At 65.4% G+C, this 18,464-nt stretch carries 13 protein-coding genes; 5 read left to right on the top strand and 8 right to left on the bottom strand.

Features of this window, described 5'->3' with window-relative positions:
- Nucleotides 1-76 precede the first annotated feature (76 nt).
- The gene (locus tag E8L03_RS17405) at nucleotides 77-2,104 is read left to right on the top strand and encodes a 4Fe-4S binding protein (protein WP_171268038.1); all 2,028 of its coding nucleotides are present in this window, start codon (nucleotides 77-79) and stop codon (nucleotides 2,102-2,104) included.
- 83 nt (nucleotides 2,105-2,187) lie between these two features.
- The gene (locus E8L03_RS17400; protein WP_171268037.1) at nucleotides 2,188-4,566 is read left to right on the top strand and encodes a tetratricopeptide repeat-containing diguanylate cyclase; all 2,379 of its coding nucleotides are present in this window, start codon (nucleotides 2,188-2,190) and stop codon (nucleotides 4,564-4,566) included.
- Nucleotides 4,567-4,930: 364 nt separating this feature from the next.
- On the opposite strand, the gene E8L03_RS17395 is transcribed toward E8L03_RS17400, so the two are convergent.
- The 8 genes from E8L03_RS17395 to E8L03_RS17360 all read right to left on the bottom strand — a co-directional run bounded on the left by E8L03_RS17395 (nucleotide 4,931) and on the right by E8L03_RS17360 (nucleotide 14,634).
- Nucleotides 4,931-5,269: a thioredoxin family protein gene (locus E8L03_RS17395; RefSeq protein WP_144305195.1), complete on the bottom strand. Its 339-nt coding sequence runs from the start codon at nucleotides 5,267-5,269 to the stop codon at nucleotides 4,931-4,933.
- A gap of 225 nt (nucleotides 5,270-5,494) precedes the next feature.
- Nucleotides 5,495-7,207, bottom strand: a complete 1,713-nt coding sequence (locus tag E8L03_RS17390; RefSeq protein ID WP_171268036.1) for a sigma-54 dependent transcriptional regulator — start codon at nucleotides 7,205-7,207, stop codon at nucleotides 5,495-5,497.
- A gap of 20 nt (nucleotides 7,208-7,227) precedes the next feature.
- Nucleotides 7,228-7,734 carry a hypothetical protein gene (locus E8L03_RS17385; RefSeq protein ID WP_144305197.1) on the bottom strand — a complete coding sequence of 169 codons (507 nt, stop codon included), beginning with the start codon at nucleotides 7,732-7,734 and terminating at the stop codon, nucleotides 7,228-7,230.
- A gap of 90 nt (nucleotides 7,735-7,824) precedes the next feature.
- Nucleotides 7,825-8,958 carry an MFS transporter gene (locus tag E8L03_RS17380; RefSeq protein ID WP_171268035.1) on the bottom strand — a complete coding sequence of 378 codons (1,134 nt, stop codon included), beginning with the start codon at nucleotides 8,956-8,958 and terminating at the stop codon, nucleotides 7,825-7,827.
- A 36-nt stretch (nucleotides 8,959-8,994) separates the two neighbouring features.
- Nucleotides 8,995-9,561: an AmmeMemoRadiSam system protein A gene (gene amrA, locus E8L03_RS17375; RefSeq protein WP_171268034.1), complete on the bottom strand. Its 567-nt coding sequence runs from the start codon at nucleotides 9,559-9,561 to the stop codon at nucleotides 8,995-8,997.
- A 159-nt stretch (nucleotides 9,562-9,720) separates the two neighbouring features.
- A complete protein-coding gene (purN, locus tag E8L03_RS17370; RefSeq protein ID WP_144305199.1) occupies nucleotides 9,721-10,401 on the bottom strand; it encodes a phosphoribosylglycinamide formyltransferase in 681 nt (226 codons plus the stop codon).
- Nucleotides 10,402-10,417: 16 nt separating this feature from the next.
- Nucleotides 10,418-11,935 (bottom strand): uroporphyrinogen-III C-methyltransferase, encoded by a 1,518-nt coding sequence (gene cobA / locus E8L03_RS17365; protein ID WP_171268033.1) that lies wholly within the window; start codon nucleotides 11,933-11,935, stop codon nucleotides 10,418-10,420.
- Between the two features lie 8 nt (nucleotides 11,936-11,943).
- Entirely contained in the window at nucleotides 11,944-14,634 is a 2,691-nt protein-coding gene (locus tag E8L03_RS17360; protein WP_171268032.1) for a valine--tRNA ligase, read from the bottom strand.
- A 140-nt stretch (nucleotides 14,635-14,774) separates the two neighbouring features.
- Between E8L03_RS17360 and E8L03_RS17355 the strand changes: the two genes are divergently transcribed.
- The 3 genes from E8L03_RS17355 to tgt all read left to right on the top strand — a co-directional run bounded on the left by E8L03_RS17355 (nucleotide 14,775) and on the right by tgt (nucleotide 18,442).
- Nucleotides 14,775-16,046 carry a BPL-N domain-containing protein gene (locus tag E8L03_RS17355; protein ID WP_171268031.1) on the top strand — a complete coding sequence of 424 codons (1,272 nt, stop codon included), beginning with the start codon at nucleotides 14,775-14,777 and terminating at the stop codon, nucleotides 16,044-16,046.
- Nucleotides 16,047-16,057: 11 nt separating this feature from the next.
- Nucleotides 16,058-17,152 (top strand): hypothetical protein, encoded by a 1,095-nt coding sequence (locus E8L03_RS17350; RefSeq protein WP_171268030.1) that lies wholly within the window; start codon nucleotides 16,058-16,060, stop codon nucleotides 17,150-17,152.
- Between the two features lie 144 nt (nucleotides 17,153-17,296).
- Complete coding sequence (gene tgt, locus E8L03_RS17345; protein ID WP_171268029.1) at nucleotides 17,297-18,442, top strand: tRNA guanosine(34) transglycosylase Tgt; 1,146 nt, start codon at nucleotides 17,297-17,299, stop codon at nucleotides 18,440-18,442.
- Nucleotides 18,443-18,464 lie beyond the last annotated feature (22 nt).

Raw genomic sequence — 18,464 nt, 5'->3', positions numbered from 1 at the left:
CAAATCTCCATCGCCGCGGCGCGCGCGTTCCCGCTTCTGGCGCACGGCCGCCCAGGGCCTCAGCCTGGCGCTGTTCGTGGTCCTGCTGCTCTGGGCAGGTCTGCCCCTGTTCGGGCCGGCCGACCTCTACCTGCGCATGGACCCCATGGTCCTGGCGGGCACGCTCCTTTCCGGCCGCGTCCTGGACGGCGCGTTCTGGATCGCCTTCATCCCGGCGCTCCTCTTTCTGGCAATCACCCTCGTTGCCGGCCGCTTCTTCTGTGGCTGGATATGCCCGCTGGGAACCTGCGTGGACCTGGCCGATCGCGCCACGGCCAGGCGCCGCGCTTCTCCCCTGGGCCGGCCCGCGCGCACCGGCCTGCGCCGGGTGAAGTACCACGTTCTCGCGCTCATCCTGGGCGCCGCGCTGCTGGGCGTCTCCCTGGTCTTTATCGCCGCGCCCATCCCGCTGGTAACGCGCTTTTTCGGCCTCCTGCTCATGCCGCTGGTCCAGGTTGCGGCGTGGCTGGGGCTGGACGCCGCGCGTCCCCTGGCCGCCTCTCTGGACGCGGGCTCCATCTACTACCTCAAAATCACCTACGACCGCTTCGGCACGCAGCTCTTCCTGCTGGCCATGGCCGGCGCGGTCTTTCTGCCGGGCCTGCTCGCCCCGCGGTTCTGGTGCCGCTACCTCTGCCCGGCCGGAGCAATCTTCTCCATCTTCGGCCGCAAGCCCATTATCCGCCGCCGCGTTTCCGACGCCTGCATCGAGTGCGGGCTGTGCCGCAAGCGCTGCCCCATGAACGCCATCCCGGCCGATCCGCACGACACGCGCCATGGCGAGTGCATTTCCTGCGAAACATGCGAGCGCATCTGCCCGGTCGCGGCCATCACCTTCCCGGTCTCCGGACAGGCGGAGCAGGCAGGAGTCCAGTCGGATGATGGCCCTGCCGATGCCCCCCTGAAGCAACGCCCCGCAACCGCTGACAATGTCGCGACTACTAAGATCAAGGGAGGTGACTCCGGGAGCCCGCCGCCCTCGCGCGGCAATGTCCCCTCTCCGCCCGAGGCCAGGGTGCCCCGGCGGACCTTCCTGCTCACCGGCGTGGTCGGCGCCGGCACGGCCCTGCTCGCCTACACGGACCTCGCCAGCCCGCTCACGGCCGAGGGCAAGGGCGATCCAGAGCAGCGCTACACCCTGCGACCGCCCGGCGCGCTGCCCGAGCCGGACTTCCTGGCCCGCTGCGTGCGCTGTGGCGAGTGCATGATCGGCTGCCCCACCAACACCATCCAGCCCATATGGTTTGCCGCCGGCCTGGCCGGTGTCTTCAGCCCGGTTCTGGAGCCCACGCGCGGCCCGTGCGAGACCACCTGCAACGCCTGCGGCCACCTCTGCCCCACCGGAGCCCTGCGGCCCCTGCCCCTGGCCGAGAAACAGCACGCCAAGCTGGGCACGGCGCGTATCCTGCGCCACAAGTGCCTGGCCTGGGAGGAGCAGCGCCAGTGCGTGGTCTGCGACGAAGTCTGCCCCTACGACGCCATCCACCTGGAGCGCGTGGAGGGAAATCCGGTGGCCGTGCCCTTTGTGGACGAGCGGCGCTGCGCCGGCTGCGGATTCTGCGAGCACAACTGCCCGGTGCGCGCCCAACGCGCCATCATCGTGCAGCCGGCCGGCGCGGTGCGCATCGCGTCCGGCTCGTACATTGACGAGGCCGCCGCCCGTGGCCTGGACATCGACCTGAACCGGCCCGGCTCCAGGCACCCCGGCCCTGGCGGATATGAGGGATACGGCCCGGCGCAGGGTCATGGGTACGAAGGCAGCGCGTCCTCACCCGGATATCAGGGCGGCCAGGAATACCCTACCCAGCCCGGCAGCGACCTGCCCCCCGGCTTTTCGGAATCGCCCGGCGCGCAGGGTTCGCAAACGTCCCCGCCATATCCGGCCGCCGAACCGGCCGGAAACTTCAGCCGATCCACTTCCGACGGCGGGTTGCCGCCTGGATTTTCCGAGCCGCCGACCACGCCGCGGTCTTCTGCACCGCCGCAGCCCCGTGGCGGCAGAGCCCCCGCCCCGTCCGGCTCCGGCAGCAATCTGCCTCCCGGATTCTCGGAGCCTAGCTCCTGAGCTGGTCCGCAACGTATTTCTTTGCGGCAAGCCATCTTAGAAATTATTGAGAGATTTTCTAATATGTGGTAACCGCGAGTTCCATGAACCACGTTTTCCCATGCACATGCCCGACCGCGGCCCGGCTCTCACGTCACGACCTTGTGGAAAACGAGGTCTTCGTGCGGGAATCCTTCGCCACCCTGCTCGCCTTCAAGTCCTCCTCCCTGTACTTCCCGCAGGCCATTCCTGCCGGGATGTCGCCAGAGGACGGCGGCAAGGCGCTGCACCTGCCGGACGAGCGCAAGCTGCTGGTGCCGCTGATCCACCAGGACGAGTTCCTGGGGGTCTTCGTGGCGCGTGGGGTGCGCTTCAAGGCGCCCAAGACCATGCTCGCCAAGGCGCCGGCCATTGCCGGCCTGGTGCTGGAAACGTTGCATCTGCGCAAGCTTTCCATGTGCGACCCGCTCACCGGGCTGCTGGAGCCGCACCACTTCTACGCCGCCCTGGAGCGCGAGGTGGACGCCGTGGTCTGCTCGCTCAAGCCGGAGTGCGGGGCCGGACGCCAGCTCAATGGCGACAATCACCGCGCCGGCCTGGGCGTGGTCACCATCCGGCTCACGGGCATGCGCCGGATCATCAGCCGGTTTGGCCACATCTTTGCCGACAAGCTGACCGCCGCGGCAGGCGAGGCCATACACGCCGCCGCGCCGCAGACATCCATAGCCTCGCGCACCGCACCATACGATTTTTCCATCCTCGTGCCGGAAGGCGGGTTCGGCGCCTGCCGCTCCCTGGCTGAAACGCTCATGGCCGATATCCGGGCGCAGGAGCTCACCCACGAGCTGACGGACACGGCCGTCTCCCCCACGGTCCGCGCAGGGTTCGCCCTCTTCCCGCAGGATATGGACGGGGCCGTGTTTGAGCGCGAGACCGCCGAGCAGGCGCGCATCCTTCAGGCAAAGGCTGCACGCGCCGCGCGTACCGCCATCCAGCTGGAGAGCGACGAGCCCATGCCCTTCAGCCGCATCCTGGAGCAAGGCGGCTGGGTCATGCACACCATGACCATGAACCGCCTCGTGGTCAGCCTGGGCCAGTCCGTGGGCGTCAAGGAGGGCCAGCGCTACCTGGCGTGGTCTGCGCCGCAGGACGGCAGCCAGCCCCGCTACAAGGGCGAGATCATCATCATGGAGGCGTCGCCCGAGGAGTCCCTGGCCGAGATCATGCACCAGGGCGACCCGAGCTGGGGCATCGAGCCCGGCGACCGGCTCACCCTGCTCAAGGGGCAGAACGCCGGCACAGGCGACGGCGACGAGGCCGGCGGCGAGAAGGACACCATCACCGGTCTCTACATGTATCGCGATTTCCTGCAGCGCATGCGCGCGGCCAGCGAGCGTCTCTCGCAGTTCAGCGTGGCGCTCGTGCGGCTCTCCGCCGTGGAGGATCAGGGCTCCGAGGCGTTCCACACCCACGCCGAGCAGGTGGTGGGCGAGGCCGCCGGCCTGGCGCGCGAGCTCTTCGGTCCGGAGGTCATCGGCGGCCGGTTCAGCATGAACAGCCTGGTCTTCTTCATCCCGGAACGCAGCGTGGAGCAGTCGCTGCCGCTCTTCCGCTCCTTCCACAAGCAGCTGGCGGACGCGCACGGCCTGGAAGCCGCTGTGGGCATCGCCGGCTACCCGTTCCTGACCTACCACAAGTCCGACATCGTGGAGAACAGCCGCAAGGCGCTGGACTTTGCGCTGCTGCTGGATGCGCCGCGGCTGGGCACCTTCGGCTCCCTGGCACTGACCATTGCCGCGGACAAGCTCTTCAGCAACGGCGATCTGTACGGCGCGCTGGAGGAGTACAAGCTGGCGCTCCTGGCCGACGAGTCCAACACGCTGGCGCTCAACTCCCTGGGTGTGTGCGAGGCGCGCATAGGCCGCCTGGCCGAGGCGCGGGACCGCTTCGACACGGTGCTGGCCCGCGAGCGCGGCAACCTCATGGCGCGCTACAACCTGGGCTACGTCTGCCAGAAGATGGGCGCGCTGGAAGCGGCCAAGGACGCCTACCGCCGCTGCCTGAAGAAAGACCCAAAGCACCTCTTCAGCCTGGTGCGACTGGGCCAGGTGGCCGAGGCCGAAGGCAAGCTGGGGCTGGCCAGGCGCTACTACAACCGCGCCACCCTGCTGGACGGCGGACGCGGCGTGACCCGCCGCCATCTGGCCCGGCTCTCCTTCAAGCAGAACCGGCTGGAGGAAGCGCGGGAGCTGTTGCACGAGGCGCTGGTGCACGACCCAAAAGACGCCTTCTCCCTGCACCTCATGGCGCGGCTCTACCTGGACAGCGGCGAGGACCCCGAGATCGCCAAGGTGCTGGCGAGTCAGAGCGTGGCCCTGCGACCGGACAAGAAGCCCTATTGGGTAGAGCTGGCGCGCGCCTTCGACAGCCTGGGCAAAACGCACGAGGCGCAGCGCTCCATGGCCCACGCCGCCAATCTGTAGGCCGTACCCACCCCATACACGCAATGAAGGCGCTCCGAATCCAGGGCGCCTTTTCTTTTGCATTATCGGGAGGCGGAGCACCGCAGCCAATTGCCGCCCCACGGAGTCCAGCCGACTCCATTCATGACCGGCAGGCCAGGCGTTGCCTCGATTTTCTCAGGTTTTCCACAGGAAGCGGCCTGCGCATCAAAAAAAGCCCGGAGACTTGGTCCCCGGGCTATCCAAAAAAAGAGCGGCCCATCATGAATCCCTGGCTTATCTGGGGGGCAATCCAAAGGAAAACGTGAGCCGCTCAATATCTACCGGAGAGTCTCCGGAAATGATGACGATGTGTATACTTAGTCTGGTCAGTCTACCTCGGCTGTCAGTCCAGGTTTCTGGAAACAAACTCCAGGAGCCCTTCGCAGCTCAGCTTGCCGAGCACTCTGTCCTTCTCGGCGCCGTTCTTGAACAGCAGGTACGTCGGAGTTCCCATAACACGGTGCTGCACATGAAATTTATCCTGTCCGTGGTCATCGAGAATCCAGACCTTGAGCTGCCCATCATACTGTCTGGCCACCTCGCGGAGCGAGTCTTCCTGGTCCCGCATCTCGTGCTCCTGACGGAGACAGGCAAGCAGAACGAATCCTGCTTCCCGCTTCAGGGCGACCTCGAAGCCGCTCCCCGTGAAATGCTCGAACGCTGACTCGACTTTCATACTCATTGACGACTCGCATACGCGCCGGCAGCGACATGGTTAGTGATAAGGCACATGAACTACAAATTCAAGTATCAAACTTCATACCAACAGCAAGAATCCACATGTTTTATTATTTAAGCCATCATTTTCGACTGTTATACACTATTTGCGCAGCAAAACGCACAACAAAAACTGTCACATGTCACGCCGGTGTGACGTAACAGTGACACTTTTTGCGCCACTAAAACGTTACGCGATCTCGAACTCGCGTATCTTTCTGTAAATGGTCTGCCTGCTGACACCCAGAATACGGGCCGCCTTGGCCTTGTTGCCGCCGGAGCGCTCCAGGGCGTTCTGCAGCGCAGCGCGGTCTACGCTGCGTTCGCCCGGGGATGCCACGCGGGAAAGGATGTCCAGGGGATGGAAGACCTCCGCCGGCAGGTGGTTGACCTCCAGGGTCTGGCCGCGGCAGAGGACAAAGGCGTGTTCGATGGCGTGTTTGAGCTCGCGGATGTTGCCCGGCCAGGGGTAGTTCATCAGGGCCGAGCGCGCTTCCTCGGTAAGGCCGCTGACGTGCCGGCCCATCTCCAGATTGAAGGCGCGCACAAAGTGGTCGATGAGCAGCGGGATGTCGTCGCGCCTTTCGCGCAGCGGCGGCAGCTGTATCTCCACCACCTTGAGCCGGTAGAAGAGGTCTTCGCGGAACTCCCCCAGCATGACTTTTTCGCGCAGATTCTGGTTGGTGGCGGCCACCACGCGCACGTCCACCTTCATGGTGGCGGTGTCGCCCACGCGCTCGATCTCCTTTTCCTGCAGCACCCGCAGAAGCTTGAGCTGGATGCGCGAGGAGATGTCGCCGATCTCGTCGAGGAAGATGGTGCCGCCGTGGGCCAGGCGGAACCGGCCGACCTTGTCGCGCACGGCTCCGGTGAAGGCGCCGCGAACATGGCCGAAGAGCTCGCTTTCAAGCAGATTTTCCGACAGGGCTGAGCAGTTGACCCGCACCATGGGTTTGCCAGCGCGGGGGCCGGAGTAGTGCAGCGCCTCGGCCACCAGCTCCTTGCCGGTACCAGAGTCGCCTGTCACGAGCACGGTGGTGTCCGTGCGGGAAAGGTCCTCCATCAGGGCGAAGATCTCGCGCATGCGGCTGCTCTTGCCCACGATGTTGCTGTAGCTGCGGCGCTGTTTCAGCTCGCGCTCCAGGCCGGCCATGCGGGAGATGTCGCGCACAACCAGGACCACGCCCAGGAAGTTGTCATCGCTGTCCACCAGGGGTGAGGCGTCGAGCACGGCCGTGCGTGGGTCCCCGCCGCCGTCCCGGAACTCGATGCGGAACTCCCGCACGTGCTTGCGCAGGCGCAGGGTCTCGCCCACCAGATGGGTGAAAGCCTCGTGGAAATGGCCGAGGGATTCCTTGTAGTCCGTACCCTCAAGCTCATCAGGTTGGAGATCGAAGACGTCGACAGTGCCGCGGTTGGCCTGGATGATCTTGCCCTGCAGATTGAGGGTGATGATCGCTTCCGGTACGGAGCGGAACACCGCTTCCAGATGGAGGCGCAGGGAGGTGCGCTCGGCCTGCAAGGCGCGCTTCTCGTCCTGCAGCTTCTTGAGCCGCAGCGCCTGCCGGGTCACATGCAGCAGGGATACCTTGTTGACCGGCTTCTGGAGGTAGTCGTAGGCGCCCAGACGCAGGGCCTGGGTCGCGGTTTCCAGGCTGGGCTCCCCGGTTACCAGGACCACAAGGCACAGCAGACCGCGGTCGCGGATATACCTGAGAATCTCCATGCCCGACAGGGAGTCGAGCAGGATGTCCACGAAGACGAGGTCGGGCTCTGCGTCCAGCAGGCTCAGGGCATCGTCATAGCCCCGGGCCATGAGCACCGTATGGCCTTCACGTTCCAGAAACGCGCTGAACGTGAGGCGTATGGATTCCTCGTCGTCAATGACCAGAATCTTGGACATACGATCCGCAACCGTCGAGTTTATTCAAAGAGATAGGAGTAGCGCGCGCCCACTTTCTCCGTGGCCGCGGCAATGGCTTCCGCCGTGCTCTCCAGCTCGCCCTCGTTGATCAGACCGATCTGCGTATCGAGAAAGTACTTCAGCGTGGCCTCACTCTCGGAGTACACCCAGACCAGGGAGTAAATGGAGCTGGAGTTGGGCCGTCCCTCGAACTCGCGCATGGTCTTGATGATGACCTTGAGCTTCTTCTCGTCCTTGTCGCTCACATCGAACAGCGAGGAGCTGTTCAACGTTTCCTTGAGCTTGAGGGCAAGACGCGCGCCCAGCTCGTCCTCGCCGTCATGCTGCACGGTAACCGGCGTGCCGCGCCGCGAGGTCTTGGTGGGGGCAGGCTTTTCCGTACCCTTGGAGGGTTGCTGTTGTGGTTCCAAGGGCTTGATCTCCTGCGCAAAAGCAGGCGCCGTGAACACGACGGCCGCGACGCAGAAGAAACCGAGGGCCAGGAGCAGGGAAAAATGGTAGCGCATATCCGTCCAGGGGCTATACGTTTATCCGATGTGACTGCTTGTAAGCGAAACGCATTCCGTGTTCAAGCACGCCTTGAAAACCTTCATTGATCACGTTTCCGATTCGGAGAACGGCTTTCCGTCCGCACCTGTGAGCTGCGCCAGGCAGAGCGAGACCACGGAGAGACAGGCCGCGCCGATGAACACCCAGCGGTAGTGGGTGAGCCACAGTATGCCGCCCAACACCGGGATGAGCACCGCTGCGATGTGGTTGATGGTGAAGCCCACGGCCATGGACGGCGCGATGTCCGCCGGGTCCGCGATCTTCTGGAAGTACGTGCGGATGGCCATGGAGAAGTTGAAGAGCAAGTGGTCCGCCACGTACATGGCCCCGGCCAGGATGGCGCTGTCAGTGAAGGCGTAGACCAGGAAGATCACGACCAGGCCGGAGTATTCGATGGTCAGCATCCGGCGTTCGCCGAAGCGGGATACCCAGCGGCCGATGGCCGGGCCGGCCCACATGAGCACCGCGTTGTTGATGAAAAACAGCGCCGTGACCCACTGCACCGAGTAATGGAACTTCTGCACCAGCAGGAACACCGCAAAGGCCGTGAATATCTGCCGCCGCGCGCCGGCAAAGAGGGTCAGCGCGTAGAACAGCCAGTAGCGCTTTTTGAAGACCATGGTCTTGCGCTGCGGCGTCAGCCCCTCGATGGTCGGGTTGAGCCGCAGGCAGTACAGGCCGATGGCGATGGCCACGCAGCCGATGGCCATGAAGAGCCAGGTAAAGTCCAGCATGTCCGCGAGCACGAAGATGACCGCGCCCACCACGAGGTTGCAGACTGAGGCCACGCCACGCAGCCGGCCGAACACCACCGCGGCCTTGGCCGGGCCGAAGTACTGCAGCGTCAGGGACTGGTTCAGGGTCTCGGCGATATGGAAGCCAATGGACATGACTGTCGTGGCCACGATGATGCCGGAGAACGACGGCATGTACCCCGTGGATACCACTCCAATGCCCAGAACAACCGCGGCGTAGGCCGCCAGCCTGTGCTCCCGGAAGAGGATGAGCAGGTAGATGACGAGCAGCGACAGGAAGCCCGGTATCTCGCGTATGGACTGCACCAGGCCGAACTGGAAGCCGTTCAGCCCCACTGTGTCCACGGCGAAGTTGTTGATGAGGGTGCGCCAACCTTGCAGACCTACCGCGCCGGCCACCGTAAGCAGCAGCAGGTAGAGATACATGGGCCGATTGGCGGCCCCTTTTTCCACGGACACTGATCAGTCGCCGAAAATAGCCGCTTCGAACCAGAAAATCCGGGTCTGCGGGTCGCGCCAGCAAGTGGCGGGCATGCCCGCCTTGCCGCAGGTTTGGGCCAAAAACTGCTCCCGGGTCCAGCCCCACTCCACAGGCACCTGGGGCAGCAGCAGGCCCTGATGCATGCCCTGCTGCATCAAAAGGCCGTGGCGTCCCACCACGATCTGCTCCGGATCGGGACACGGCGTCAGCTCGCTGAGCACGGAGATCTCAATGGACAACTCACGGTACTCGGACTCCGCAAGCGATGGAAAGCGCGGGTCCTCGAAGGCCGCCGAGTGGGCCATGCGGTAGATGGTCTCGTTGAGCGGCGCATCGCCGACGATGTGGCCGATGCAGCCACGCAGGGAGTTGCGCTTCTTCAGCGTCACGAAGGCGCCGAACTTCTCGGTAAGCCGCGCGCTGGGCGGCTCCGGAAGCCCCGCCCCCTGCTCCATGCCCAGGGAACGGCGGATGGACAGCCGGGCGACGTCAAGCAGGTACTGCTTCTCGTCGTCGCTGAGCTCGAAGGTAAAATGGCTATCAGTCATGGCAATTCCACTCCTTGCCAGTATCTCTTTACAGCAGTCGGGCGCACTACGCCCATGCGGCGAACAGGCCGCGGATGGACAGACTGGTCCGGCGCTCGGCCGGACAGTCTTCGCCAACACGTGCTTCATTCTACCACAGGCGCAGGCCGAACTGAACTCTTATGCAGCGAAGTCGTCTTCCAGGGGCGGGTTCACCAGATACGGCCCCACGCCGTCCGTATCGCACACCGGAACGCCGGAGCCCTCTATGTGCACGATGCGGCCGTCCAGCCGGATGCGGTCCTGCGCCATCCAGGCCAGGGCCTGCGGGTAGACGCGGTGCTCCAGCCGCAGAATCTGCCCGGCCAGGTCGTCGCCGGCGATTCCCGGCGTAACGGGCAGTGCTGCCTGGATGACCACCGGGCCGTGGTCCATCTTTTCATCCACAAAATGGACCGTGCAACCGGCCAGGCGCACGCCGAACGTCGCGGCGTCGTGCTGCCCGTGCGTTCCGGGAAAGCTGGGCAGCAGCGCGGGATGGATGTTGAGCACGCGCATGGGAAAGGCGTTCAGAAACACCGGCGTGAGCATGCGCATGAACCCGGCCAGGGCTACGGTGTCCGCGCCATGCTCCTGGAGCGCGCGGACCATGGCGGCGTCGAACGCCTCGCGGTCGGTGAACTCGGTGTGCTGGATCACGGCCGTGGGGATGCCGTGATTTCTGGCGCGGGTCAGGCCGTAGGCGTCCTCTTTGTTGGAAAAGACCACGGCGATCTCGGCCGCGATATGGCCGGCCTCCACATGGTCGATGATGGACTGGAGGTTCGACCCCGAGCCCGATACGAGCACTGCGAGCTTCATGACGTTCCTGAGTTCGTTATTTCTTGGGGCCGAGGGCCTGGGCCACGGCGTCCACCAGCGCGGGAATGGTGTAGTCCTCGGGCTGGATGTCGGGGGTGAAGCCGTATCCGGCCAGCGTCTTGGCCGTTACCGGGCCAATGCAGGCCAGCTTCACGCCGCCTTCGTACTTTTGCAGCGCTTCGGGCTTCACCAGCTTGAAGAAGTTGTCCACCGTGCTGCTGGAGGCGAAGGTGACGCAGTGAATGTCGCCGGCCTCCATGGCCTCCTCGATCTCCTCGGAGCCGCTTTCGGCCAGCACGGTCTCGTATACGGGCAGAATCTCCACCTCGGCGCCGGCCTTGCGCAGCTCATCCGGCAGCACCTCGCGCGCCTCTTTGGCGCGGGGAATGAGAATCTTCTTGCCGGCCGCGCCGCGGGCCAGCATGCCCTCCACCACGGACTCGGCCACGTACTTGTCGGGCACGAAGTCCGGGATAACGCCATACTCCTCCAGCGCCTCGGCCGTGGCCGGGCCGATGGCCGCCACCTGCACGCCGCCCAGGGCGCGGGTGTCCTTGTCCATGGCGTTGAGCTCGGCAAAGAAGTTCCAGACTCCGTTGACCGAGGTGAAAATGAGCCAGTCGTACTCGGGCAGCTTCTCGATGGCCGCCACCACGTGGGTCATGTCGGCCAGGGGCTCGATGGCGATGGTCGGGAACTCGTACACGCACGCGCCCAGCTCGGCCAGGTCCTCGGCAATGGAGCTGGCCTGGTGACGCGCGCGGGTAACCACCACGCCCTTGCCCAGCAGCGGCTTGCGCTCAAAGGTGTTCAGGGTGTCGCGGAGCTGGACCACCTCGCCCACCACGATGAGCGACGGCGCTTTGAACTGATGGGTCACGGCGTCCTCGGCCACAGTCTCCAGCGTGCTCACCAGGGAGCGGTGCCTGCAGGTGGTGCCCCAATGGACCAGGGCCACGGGCATGTCGGAGCGCATGCCCGCCGCGATGAGATTCCTGGAGATCATGGGCAGGTTCTTCATGCCCATGAAAAAGACCAGGGTGGACGCGGACTTGGCCAGCGCGTCCCAGTTCAGGGCGCTCTCGGCCTTGGTGGGGTCCTCGTGGCCGGTGATGAAGCTGACGGACGAGGCGTACTTGCGGTGGGTGATGGGAATGCCCGCGTAGGCCGGGCCGGCCACCGCCGAGGTCACGCCGGGCACGACCTCGAAGTCCACGCCTGCTTCCAACAGCTCCTCGGCCTCTTCCGCGCCGCGGCCAAAGACGTAGGGATCGCCGCCCTTGAGCCGGGCCACGATCTTGCCTTCTTTGGCCTTCTGTACCAGCAGCTCGTTGATCTTGTCCTGCGGCAGGGTGTGGTCGCCCCCCTTCTTGCCCACGTACAGAATCTCCGCATCCGGACGGCAGAGATCCAGCAGCTTGGGGCTCGCCAGATAGTCGTAGACAACCACGTCCGCCGTGGCGAGCACATCCTCGGCCTTGCGGGTCAGAAGGCCGGGATCGCCCGGGCCTGCTCCCAAGAGGTAGACCTTCATCGATACTCCTATTCCTGGCTGGCGGCGGCGAGCCGCTCCTTGAGATCAATAAGCTTGTCGCGCTTGTCGGAAAGGGTCTCGACCTTTTCCTTTTCCTTGGCGACCACCTCGGCCGGGGCCTTGGAAACAAAGCCCTCGTTGGCCAGCTTCTTGGCGCCCACGGCGAGCTCCTTTTCTATCTTGCCAAGCTCCTTGTCCAGTCGGGCCAGCTCGTCCTCGAAGTCGATGGCGCCGGCCAGGGGCACGTAGCACTCCGAGCCACGGACGACGGCCGAGGCCACGGCCTTGGGCGGCGTAATGTCCGCGTCCACGGTGAGGGAATCGAGACGCGCCAGGGTGGAGATCATGGAGCGGTTCTCCTCCAGAATCCGGGCGGCGTCCGCATCCGATGGCCGGACCATGAGCGCCAGCCCCTTGGACGGGGCGATGTTCAGCTCGCCGCGGATATTGCGCACGGCCACGATGGTCTCCTGCACCAGGACCATGGCCTTCTCGGCGGCCTCGTTCTTGGCGCCGGGGCGCGGGGCCGGGTACGGCGCATGGACGATGTCGTCGCCGGCCGTATCCGGCAGCACGGCCCAGATCTCGGCCGTAACGAACGGCATGATGGGGTGCAGCAGCACCAGGACCTCGGTAAAGGCGGTCCACACGGCCACCTGCGCGGCCTCGCGGGCGTTGTCGTCCTCGCCGTTGAACTCCGGCTTGAGCATCTCCAGGTACCAGTCGCAGAACTCGTGCCAGATGAACTGGTACAGGGCCTGGGCCGCGTCGTTGAAACGGTACTCGGTCAGGGCGGAGGCCACATCCTCCTTGACCTGCTCCAGCCGGTGGAAGATCCACTGATGGTGCACGCCCGGGGTCTTCTCCACCTCGCGCTCAGCGGCGTCGGCCGGCATGGACTCGGGCAGGTTCATCATCACGAAGCGCGCCGCGTTCCACAGCTTGTTCACGAAGTGGCGGTAGCCCTCGATGCGCTCCTCGGAGAGCTTGATGTCCCGGCCCATGGCGGCAAAAGCCGTGAGCGTGAAGCGCAGGGCGTCGCAGCCGTACTTGTCGATCATGATCAAGGGGTCGATGACGTTGCCCACGGACTTGGACATCTTCTTGCCCTCGGCGTCGCGCACCAGGGCGTGGATGTAGACGTCGGAGAACGGCGCCTTGCCCATGAAGTGGATGCCCATCATCATCATGCGGGCGACCCAGAAGAAGAGGATGTCGAAGGCGGTGACCAGCACGGACGTGGGGTAGAACACCTCCAGGTCCTTGGTCTTTTCCGGCCAGCCCATGGTGGAGAACGGCCACAGGGCCGAAGAGAACCAGGTATCCAGCACATCCTCGTCCTGCACCAGCTTAGCCGAGCCGCAGTGGGCGCAGGCCATGGGGTCCTCGCGGGAGACGGTCAGCTCGCCGCACTCCTCGCAGGTCCACGCCGGGATGCGGTGCCCCCACCAGAGCTGGCGGGAGATGCACCAGTCGCGGATGTTGTCCAGCCAGTTGTAGTAGACCTTGACCCACTGGTCCGGAAGAATTTTGGTCTCGCCGTCGGCCACGGCGGCGCGCGCCGCTTTGGCCAGGGGGCCCACCTTGACGAACCACTGGGTGGAGACGTGGGGCTCGATGACCGACTTGCAGCGGTAACACTGGCCCACGTTGTGGTCGTAGTCCTGGACCTCCACGAGGAAGCCGCGGGCCTTGAGCTCGGCCACAACCTTCTTGCGCGCCTCCTGGGTGGTCAGGCCGGCGAACTCCGGCCCGGCCGCATCGCTCATGATGCCGCGGGAAGTGATGACCTGGAGCGCCTCCAGGCCGTGCTTGCGGCCGATCTCGAAGTCGTTGGGATCGTGCGCCGGAGTGATCTTCAGACAGCCCGTGCCGAACTCCATGTCTACGTAGGAATCGCCGATCACCGGGATGGTCCGGTTCGTCAGCGGCAGGGCCACCTCCATACCGATGGCGTCCTTGTAGCGCTCATCCTCGGGGTTCACGGCCACGGCCGTGTCGCCCAGCATGGTCTCGGGCCGTGTGGTGGCCACCACCAGATCGGGCAGCCGCTCGCCGGAGCCGCCCTTGGCGGAGTATGGATAGCGGATGAGGTACAGCTTGCCGGCCTTGGCCGCGTACTCCACCTCGTCGTCGGCCAGGGCGGTGTGGCAGCGATTGCACCAGTTGATGATGTAGTCGCCCTTGTAGATCAGCCCTTCTTCGTAGAGCTGGACAAAGACCTCGCGCACGGCTTTGGAAAGATGCTCGTCGTAGGTGAAACGCTCGCGGGTCCAGTCCACGGAAGCGCCCAGCCGGCGAATCTGCTGCAGAATCGCGCCGCCGTACTCTTCCTTCCATTGCCAGACGCGCTCCACGAACTTCTCGCGGCCCAGGTCCTCGCGGCTCACACCTTCCGCTGCAAGCTGGCGCTCCACCACGTTCTGGGTGGCGATGCCGGCGTGGTCCATACCCGGCACCCAGAGCACGTTCTTGCCCTGCTGCCTGTTGAAACGGCAGAGGATGTCCTGCATGGTCATGTTCAGGGCATGGCCGATGTGCAGCTTGCCCGTCACGTTGGGCGGGGGGATCACGATGGAGTACGACTCTCGCTCGGGATCGGCCTCCGGGGTGAAGGCTTTGGTTTCTTCCCAGTGCTGATACCAGCGTTTCTCTACATCCGCGGGCTCGTAGCCCTTGGGCAGTGTCTTTTCTGCCATGATCTATTCTCCGAATCGAAGGAAATGGGCCGCGCGGCCACACGCGCCCTTTGCAAATCGAGTGTGTATTGCTAGGAAAAAAGTTTGCGATCCGCGTTCACGCGGTTCGGCTGACCATTACTCACAACCGGGACGACTCGATGGCCGAGTGTTACATTCTCTGGGATGAATCCTACCTCTGGGGTCTGCTCGCATGGCGAGCCGTGGACTCGTTCGGGATTCCATACCGGCTGGTCAAGGCGCAAGACATAGCCCAAGGGCTCTTATCAAGCAACCCGCCTGCCGTGCTTCTCGTACCGGGAGGCGTGGCCAGACGCAAGGCCGAACGTCTCGGAAAAACCGGCATGGCCGAGGTCCGCAACTACATTGAGAGCGGCGGCACGTACATCGGTTTTTGCGGCGGCTCCGGCCTTGGGCTCACGGGCCGCTACGGCCTGGGCATCTGCCCCTGGACGCGCGCGGCCATGCGTGACCGCATGCTGCACCTCATCAGCGGGCACATCCACGTTTCCCTGAGCAACGATGGCGCCGGCCTGTGCCACGGCGCTTTCGCCGACCTCATCCCGGCCGACCTGCCCGAGGAGCCCCTGCTGCCCGTGTGGTGGCCGGCGCGCTTCGCCAGCGAGCCTGCCACGAATGTGGGCGTGCTGGCCCACTACGACAAGCCCGGCGACGACTTCTGGATCGCCGATCTGCCCATCGCCTCCCTGCCCTCCGGCACGTTCCAGGACTGGGAGCAGGTCTACGGCCTCACGCTCAAGCCGGACTTCATCCGCGGCCAGCCGTGCATCGTGGCCGGCACCTTCGGCAAGGGCCGCTACGTGCTCAGCTACGCGCACCTAGAGACACCGGCCTCGCCTCAGGCCAACGGGTGGCTCGCGCACATCCTGGCCACGCTCACGGGCGAGACGCCCCTGGTCCGCGAGGTGCCGCCGTGGAACTTGTGCTCCATGCCGGCGCAGTGGGAGCATCCCCTGCTGGACAGAGCCGGAGCCGTAATGCGCGAGCTGCTGGACCTGGGCCGCGACCACTTTCTGCTCTTTGACCGCAACGACTGGCTCCTGGGCTGGCGAGCGGGCATTCCGGGCTCGCACCTCAACCACCTCTGCGCCATGCTCCAGCAGTGCCGGGCCATGGAGCCCTCGGACGAGGCCATCCGGGTGCTGGAGGAAGAGGCCACGGCCTTCGAACGCGCACTCACCGGCTTCCACGACGAGGTCTCCTCCTATCTGCTGGCGGAGCGCCTGGCCATGACCCTCTCGCGCACCTACCCGGACGCCGTGTCGCAAAAAGCGCTGCAGGAACGGCGCGAGGCCATCTTCGGCCAGGCCATGGAGCAAAGCGGCCTCTACGCCGACCTGCTGTCCACCCTGGACCGCGTGCTCTGGCGGCAGATGCGCACCGGGAGCTGACGACTCTTCTTATGGATACGACTCACGAACGGACCATGCTGCCGCTGGACGTGCCCCTGCTGCCGGACACGGAGTACTGCCGTCTGGTGCGCAACCTGGGCGATCGCATCGCCTCGGTTCACTTCAGCCTCTTTGACCCGGCCATCCCGGACGCGCGGCACGAGTCCCTCCACATCTCGGTGGACGAGCTCATCGGCTGGCTCGCATCCCTGCCCGGTGTGCGGCGCCTCGCCCTGCTGAACAGCCGCTTCCACGCGCCGGACGCCTACGCCCCCGAGGGGCTGGGCAACCTCATCGCCCGGCTGGGCCGTCTGACCGACGCCGGCGTGGTGGACGGCATTGTCTATGCCGACGTCTACATGCTCTTCGCCCTGGCCGAGGCCGCGCCGGAGCTCTGCGCCAGGCTGGAGGCCGTGCCCAGCGTGAACACCTGCATCGACTCCGCCGATAAGGCCTTCGCCCATTTCGACGCCATTGATGCGGCTGGTTTCCGCCAGCCGGGTCGGCTGGTGCTGGACCGTTCCCTGAACCGCCGGCTGCCCAAGCTGCGACGCACCGTGGCCGCCCTGCGCCAGGTCCGGCCCCGGCTCTCCATCGTGCTCATGGCCAACGAGGGCTGCCTGTACCAGTGCCCGTTCAAGCCGGCGCACGACGCGCATATCGCCCACGCGCGCATGGCCCCGGAGGCAGCCTCCGCCTTTGGCCGCAACGTGAAGCTGGGGTGCCAGCGGCTCTTCCACGACGATCCCGGCCGGCTGCTGGCCTCGCCCTTTATCCGGCCCGAGGACCAGAGCGGCTACGTGGGCCTGGCCGACGTAATCAAGCTCTGCGGCCGCAGCCGCGGCCCCGGCGTGATGCGCCGCATCGTGGAGGCTTACGCCCGCGGCTCGTTCTCCGGGAACCTGCTGCTGCTCAACGACTCCATGGAGCCCCTGGCCGGGGTGCTGCGCCTGCCCAACGAGGACATCCCGAGCGACTTCCTGCGCCGCGTGACCACCTGCGCCAAGGACTGCGCCCGTTGCGGCTGGTGCAGCGAGCTGGCCGAGTCGCTCCTCGTGCGCACCGGCCCGCAGATCGCGCCATTGGGACGGATGGAAGAGCCGTAGAACGCGCCGCCCACTCGCAACAAAACGCGCGTCCCGAACCCGGCCGCGCATCCCTTTCAGCGCCCCCGGAAATCCCCCTGCAACCGGCACGCGAAACCGTGTTTGCGCTTTGCCAAGATCGGGTAATCTGCGTATTCTGGGCGGATGACACGCCCCGGAACATTTCAAATCCTCGCACGCGACGGCGCCGCCCGCCGCGGCACACTGGAAACGGCTCACGGCACGGTGCAGACCCCGGTTTTCATGCCCGTGGGCACGCAAGCTTCAGTCAAGTCCATCGACCCACGCGATCTTGATGAAATCCGCGCGCAGATCGTGCTCGGCAACACATACCACCTCTACATGCGGCCCGGCGACGAGCTCGTGGCCCAAATGGGCGGCCTGCACGGCTTCGCGGCCTGGGACCGGCCCGTGCTCACCGACTCCGGCGGCTTCCAGGTCTTCAGCCTGGCCGGCCTGCGCGAGATCACCGAGAACGGCGTCACCTTCCGCTCGCACATCGACGGCTCCAGCCACATCTTCACCCCGGAGAAGGCCATCGCCATCCAGCAGAACCTCGGCTCGGACATCATGATGGTCCTGGACGAGTGCGTGGCCTACGGCACGGAGTATGACTACACGGCCAAGTCCCTGGAGATGACCACCCGCTGGGCGCAGCGCTGCCGCGACGCCCACCCCGAGGGCCAGAACGGCCGCCTCGTGTTCGGCATCGTCCAGGGCGGCTTCTTCGAGGACCTGCGCACCAGGTCCGCCCAGCAGCTCATGGAGATTCCCTTCGAAGGCTTCGCCATCGGCGGCCTGTCCGTGGGTGAATCGCCGGACGAGATGCGCCAGCTCCTGGCCCATACCGCGCCGCTGCTGCCCGACCAGAAGCCCCGCTACCTCATGGGCGTGGGCACGCCCATGGACATTCTGGACGGCGTGGCCCTGGGCGTGGACATGTTCGACTGCGTGCTGCCCACGCGCAACGCCCGCAACGGCACGTTGTTCACCTCTTTCGGCAAGATCAACATCAAGCAGGCCCGGTTCCGCGACGATCCCGAGCCCCTGGACCCGGAGTGCGACTGCTACGCCTGCCGCACCTTCAGCCGCGCCTACCTGCGCCACCTCTATATGGCGCGGGAGCTGCTCTCCTACCGCCTCAACACCCTGCACAACCTGCGCTTCTATTTGCGGATGATGGAAGAGGTCCGCGACGCCATCGGGCAGGGAACCTTCGAGCAGCTGCGCGCCAGATACCGCGCCGCCTACGAGCAATCCGAATCCGCAGCGGAGAACTGCCGCCCCTGAACCCCTTAGCCCACAGCGAGGC

The sequence above is a fragment of the Oceanidesulfovibrio marinus genome, assembly GCF_013085545.1.
GTDB classification, from domain to species: Bacteria; Desulfobacterota; Desulfovibrionia; order Desulfovibrionales; family Desulfovibrionaceae; genus Oceanidesulfovibrio; species Oceanidesulfovibrio marinus.
Note: the sequence above shows the minus strand (reverse complement) of the source record. Positions and strands in the feature narration are given on the sequence as shown.

What these genes read in the sequence shown, in the direction of transcription:
- E8L03_RS17400 (WP_171268037.1), top strand. Translation starts at nt 2,188, where the DNA reads ATGAACCACGTTTTCCCATGCACATGCCCGACCGCGGCCCGGCTCTCA.
- E8L03_RS17395 (WP_144305195.1), bottom strand. Translation starts at nt 5,269, where the DNA reads ATGAGTATGAAAGTCGAGTCAGCGTTCGAGCATTTCACGGGGAGCGGC.
- E8L03_RS17390 (WP_171268036.1), bottom strand. Translation starts at nt 7,207, where the DNA reads ATGTCCAAGATTCTGGTCATTGACGACGAGGAATCCATACGCCTCACG.
- E8L03_RS17385 (WP_144305197.1), bottom strand. Translation starts at nt 7,734, where the DNA reads ATGCGCTACCATTTTTCCCTGCTCCTGGCCCTCGGTTTCTTCTGCGTC.
- E8L03_RS17380 (WP_171268035.1), bottom strand. Translation starts at nt 8,958, where the DNA reads ATGTATCTCTACCTGCTGCTGCTTACGGTGGCCGGCGCGGTAGGTCTG.
- amrA (WP_171268034.1), bottom strand. Translation starts at nt 9,561, where the DNA reads ATGACTGATAGCCATTTTACCTTCGAGCTCAGCGACGACGAGAAGCAG.
- purN (WP_144305199.1), bottom strand. Translation starts at nt 10,401, where the DNA reads ATGAAGCTCGCAGTGCTCGTATCGGGCTCGGGGTCGAACCTCCAGTCC.
- cobA (WP_171268033.1), bottom strand. Translation starts at nt 11,935, where the DNA reads ATGAAGGTCTACCTCTTGGGAGCAGGCCCGGGCGATCCCGGCCTTCTG.
- E8L03_RS17360 (WP_171268032.1), bottom strand. Translation starts at nt 14,634, where the DNA reads ATGGCAGAAAAGACACTGCCCAAGGGCTACGAGCCCGCGGATGTAGAG.
- E8L03_RS17355 (WP_171268031.1), top strand. Translation starts at nt 14,775, where the DNA reads ATGGCCGAGTGTTACATTCTCTGGGATGAATCCTACCTCTGGGGTCTG.
- E8L03_RS17350 (WP_171268030.1), top strand. Translation starts at nt 16,058, where the DNA reads ATGGATACGACTCACGAACGGACCATGCTGCCGCTGGACGTGCCCCTG.
- tgt (WP_171268029.1), top strand. Translation starts at nt 17,297, where the DNA reads ATGACACGCCCCGGAACATTTCAAATCCTCGCACGCGACGGCGCCGCC.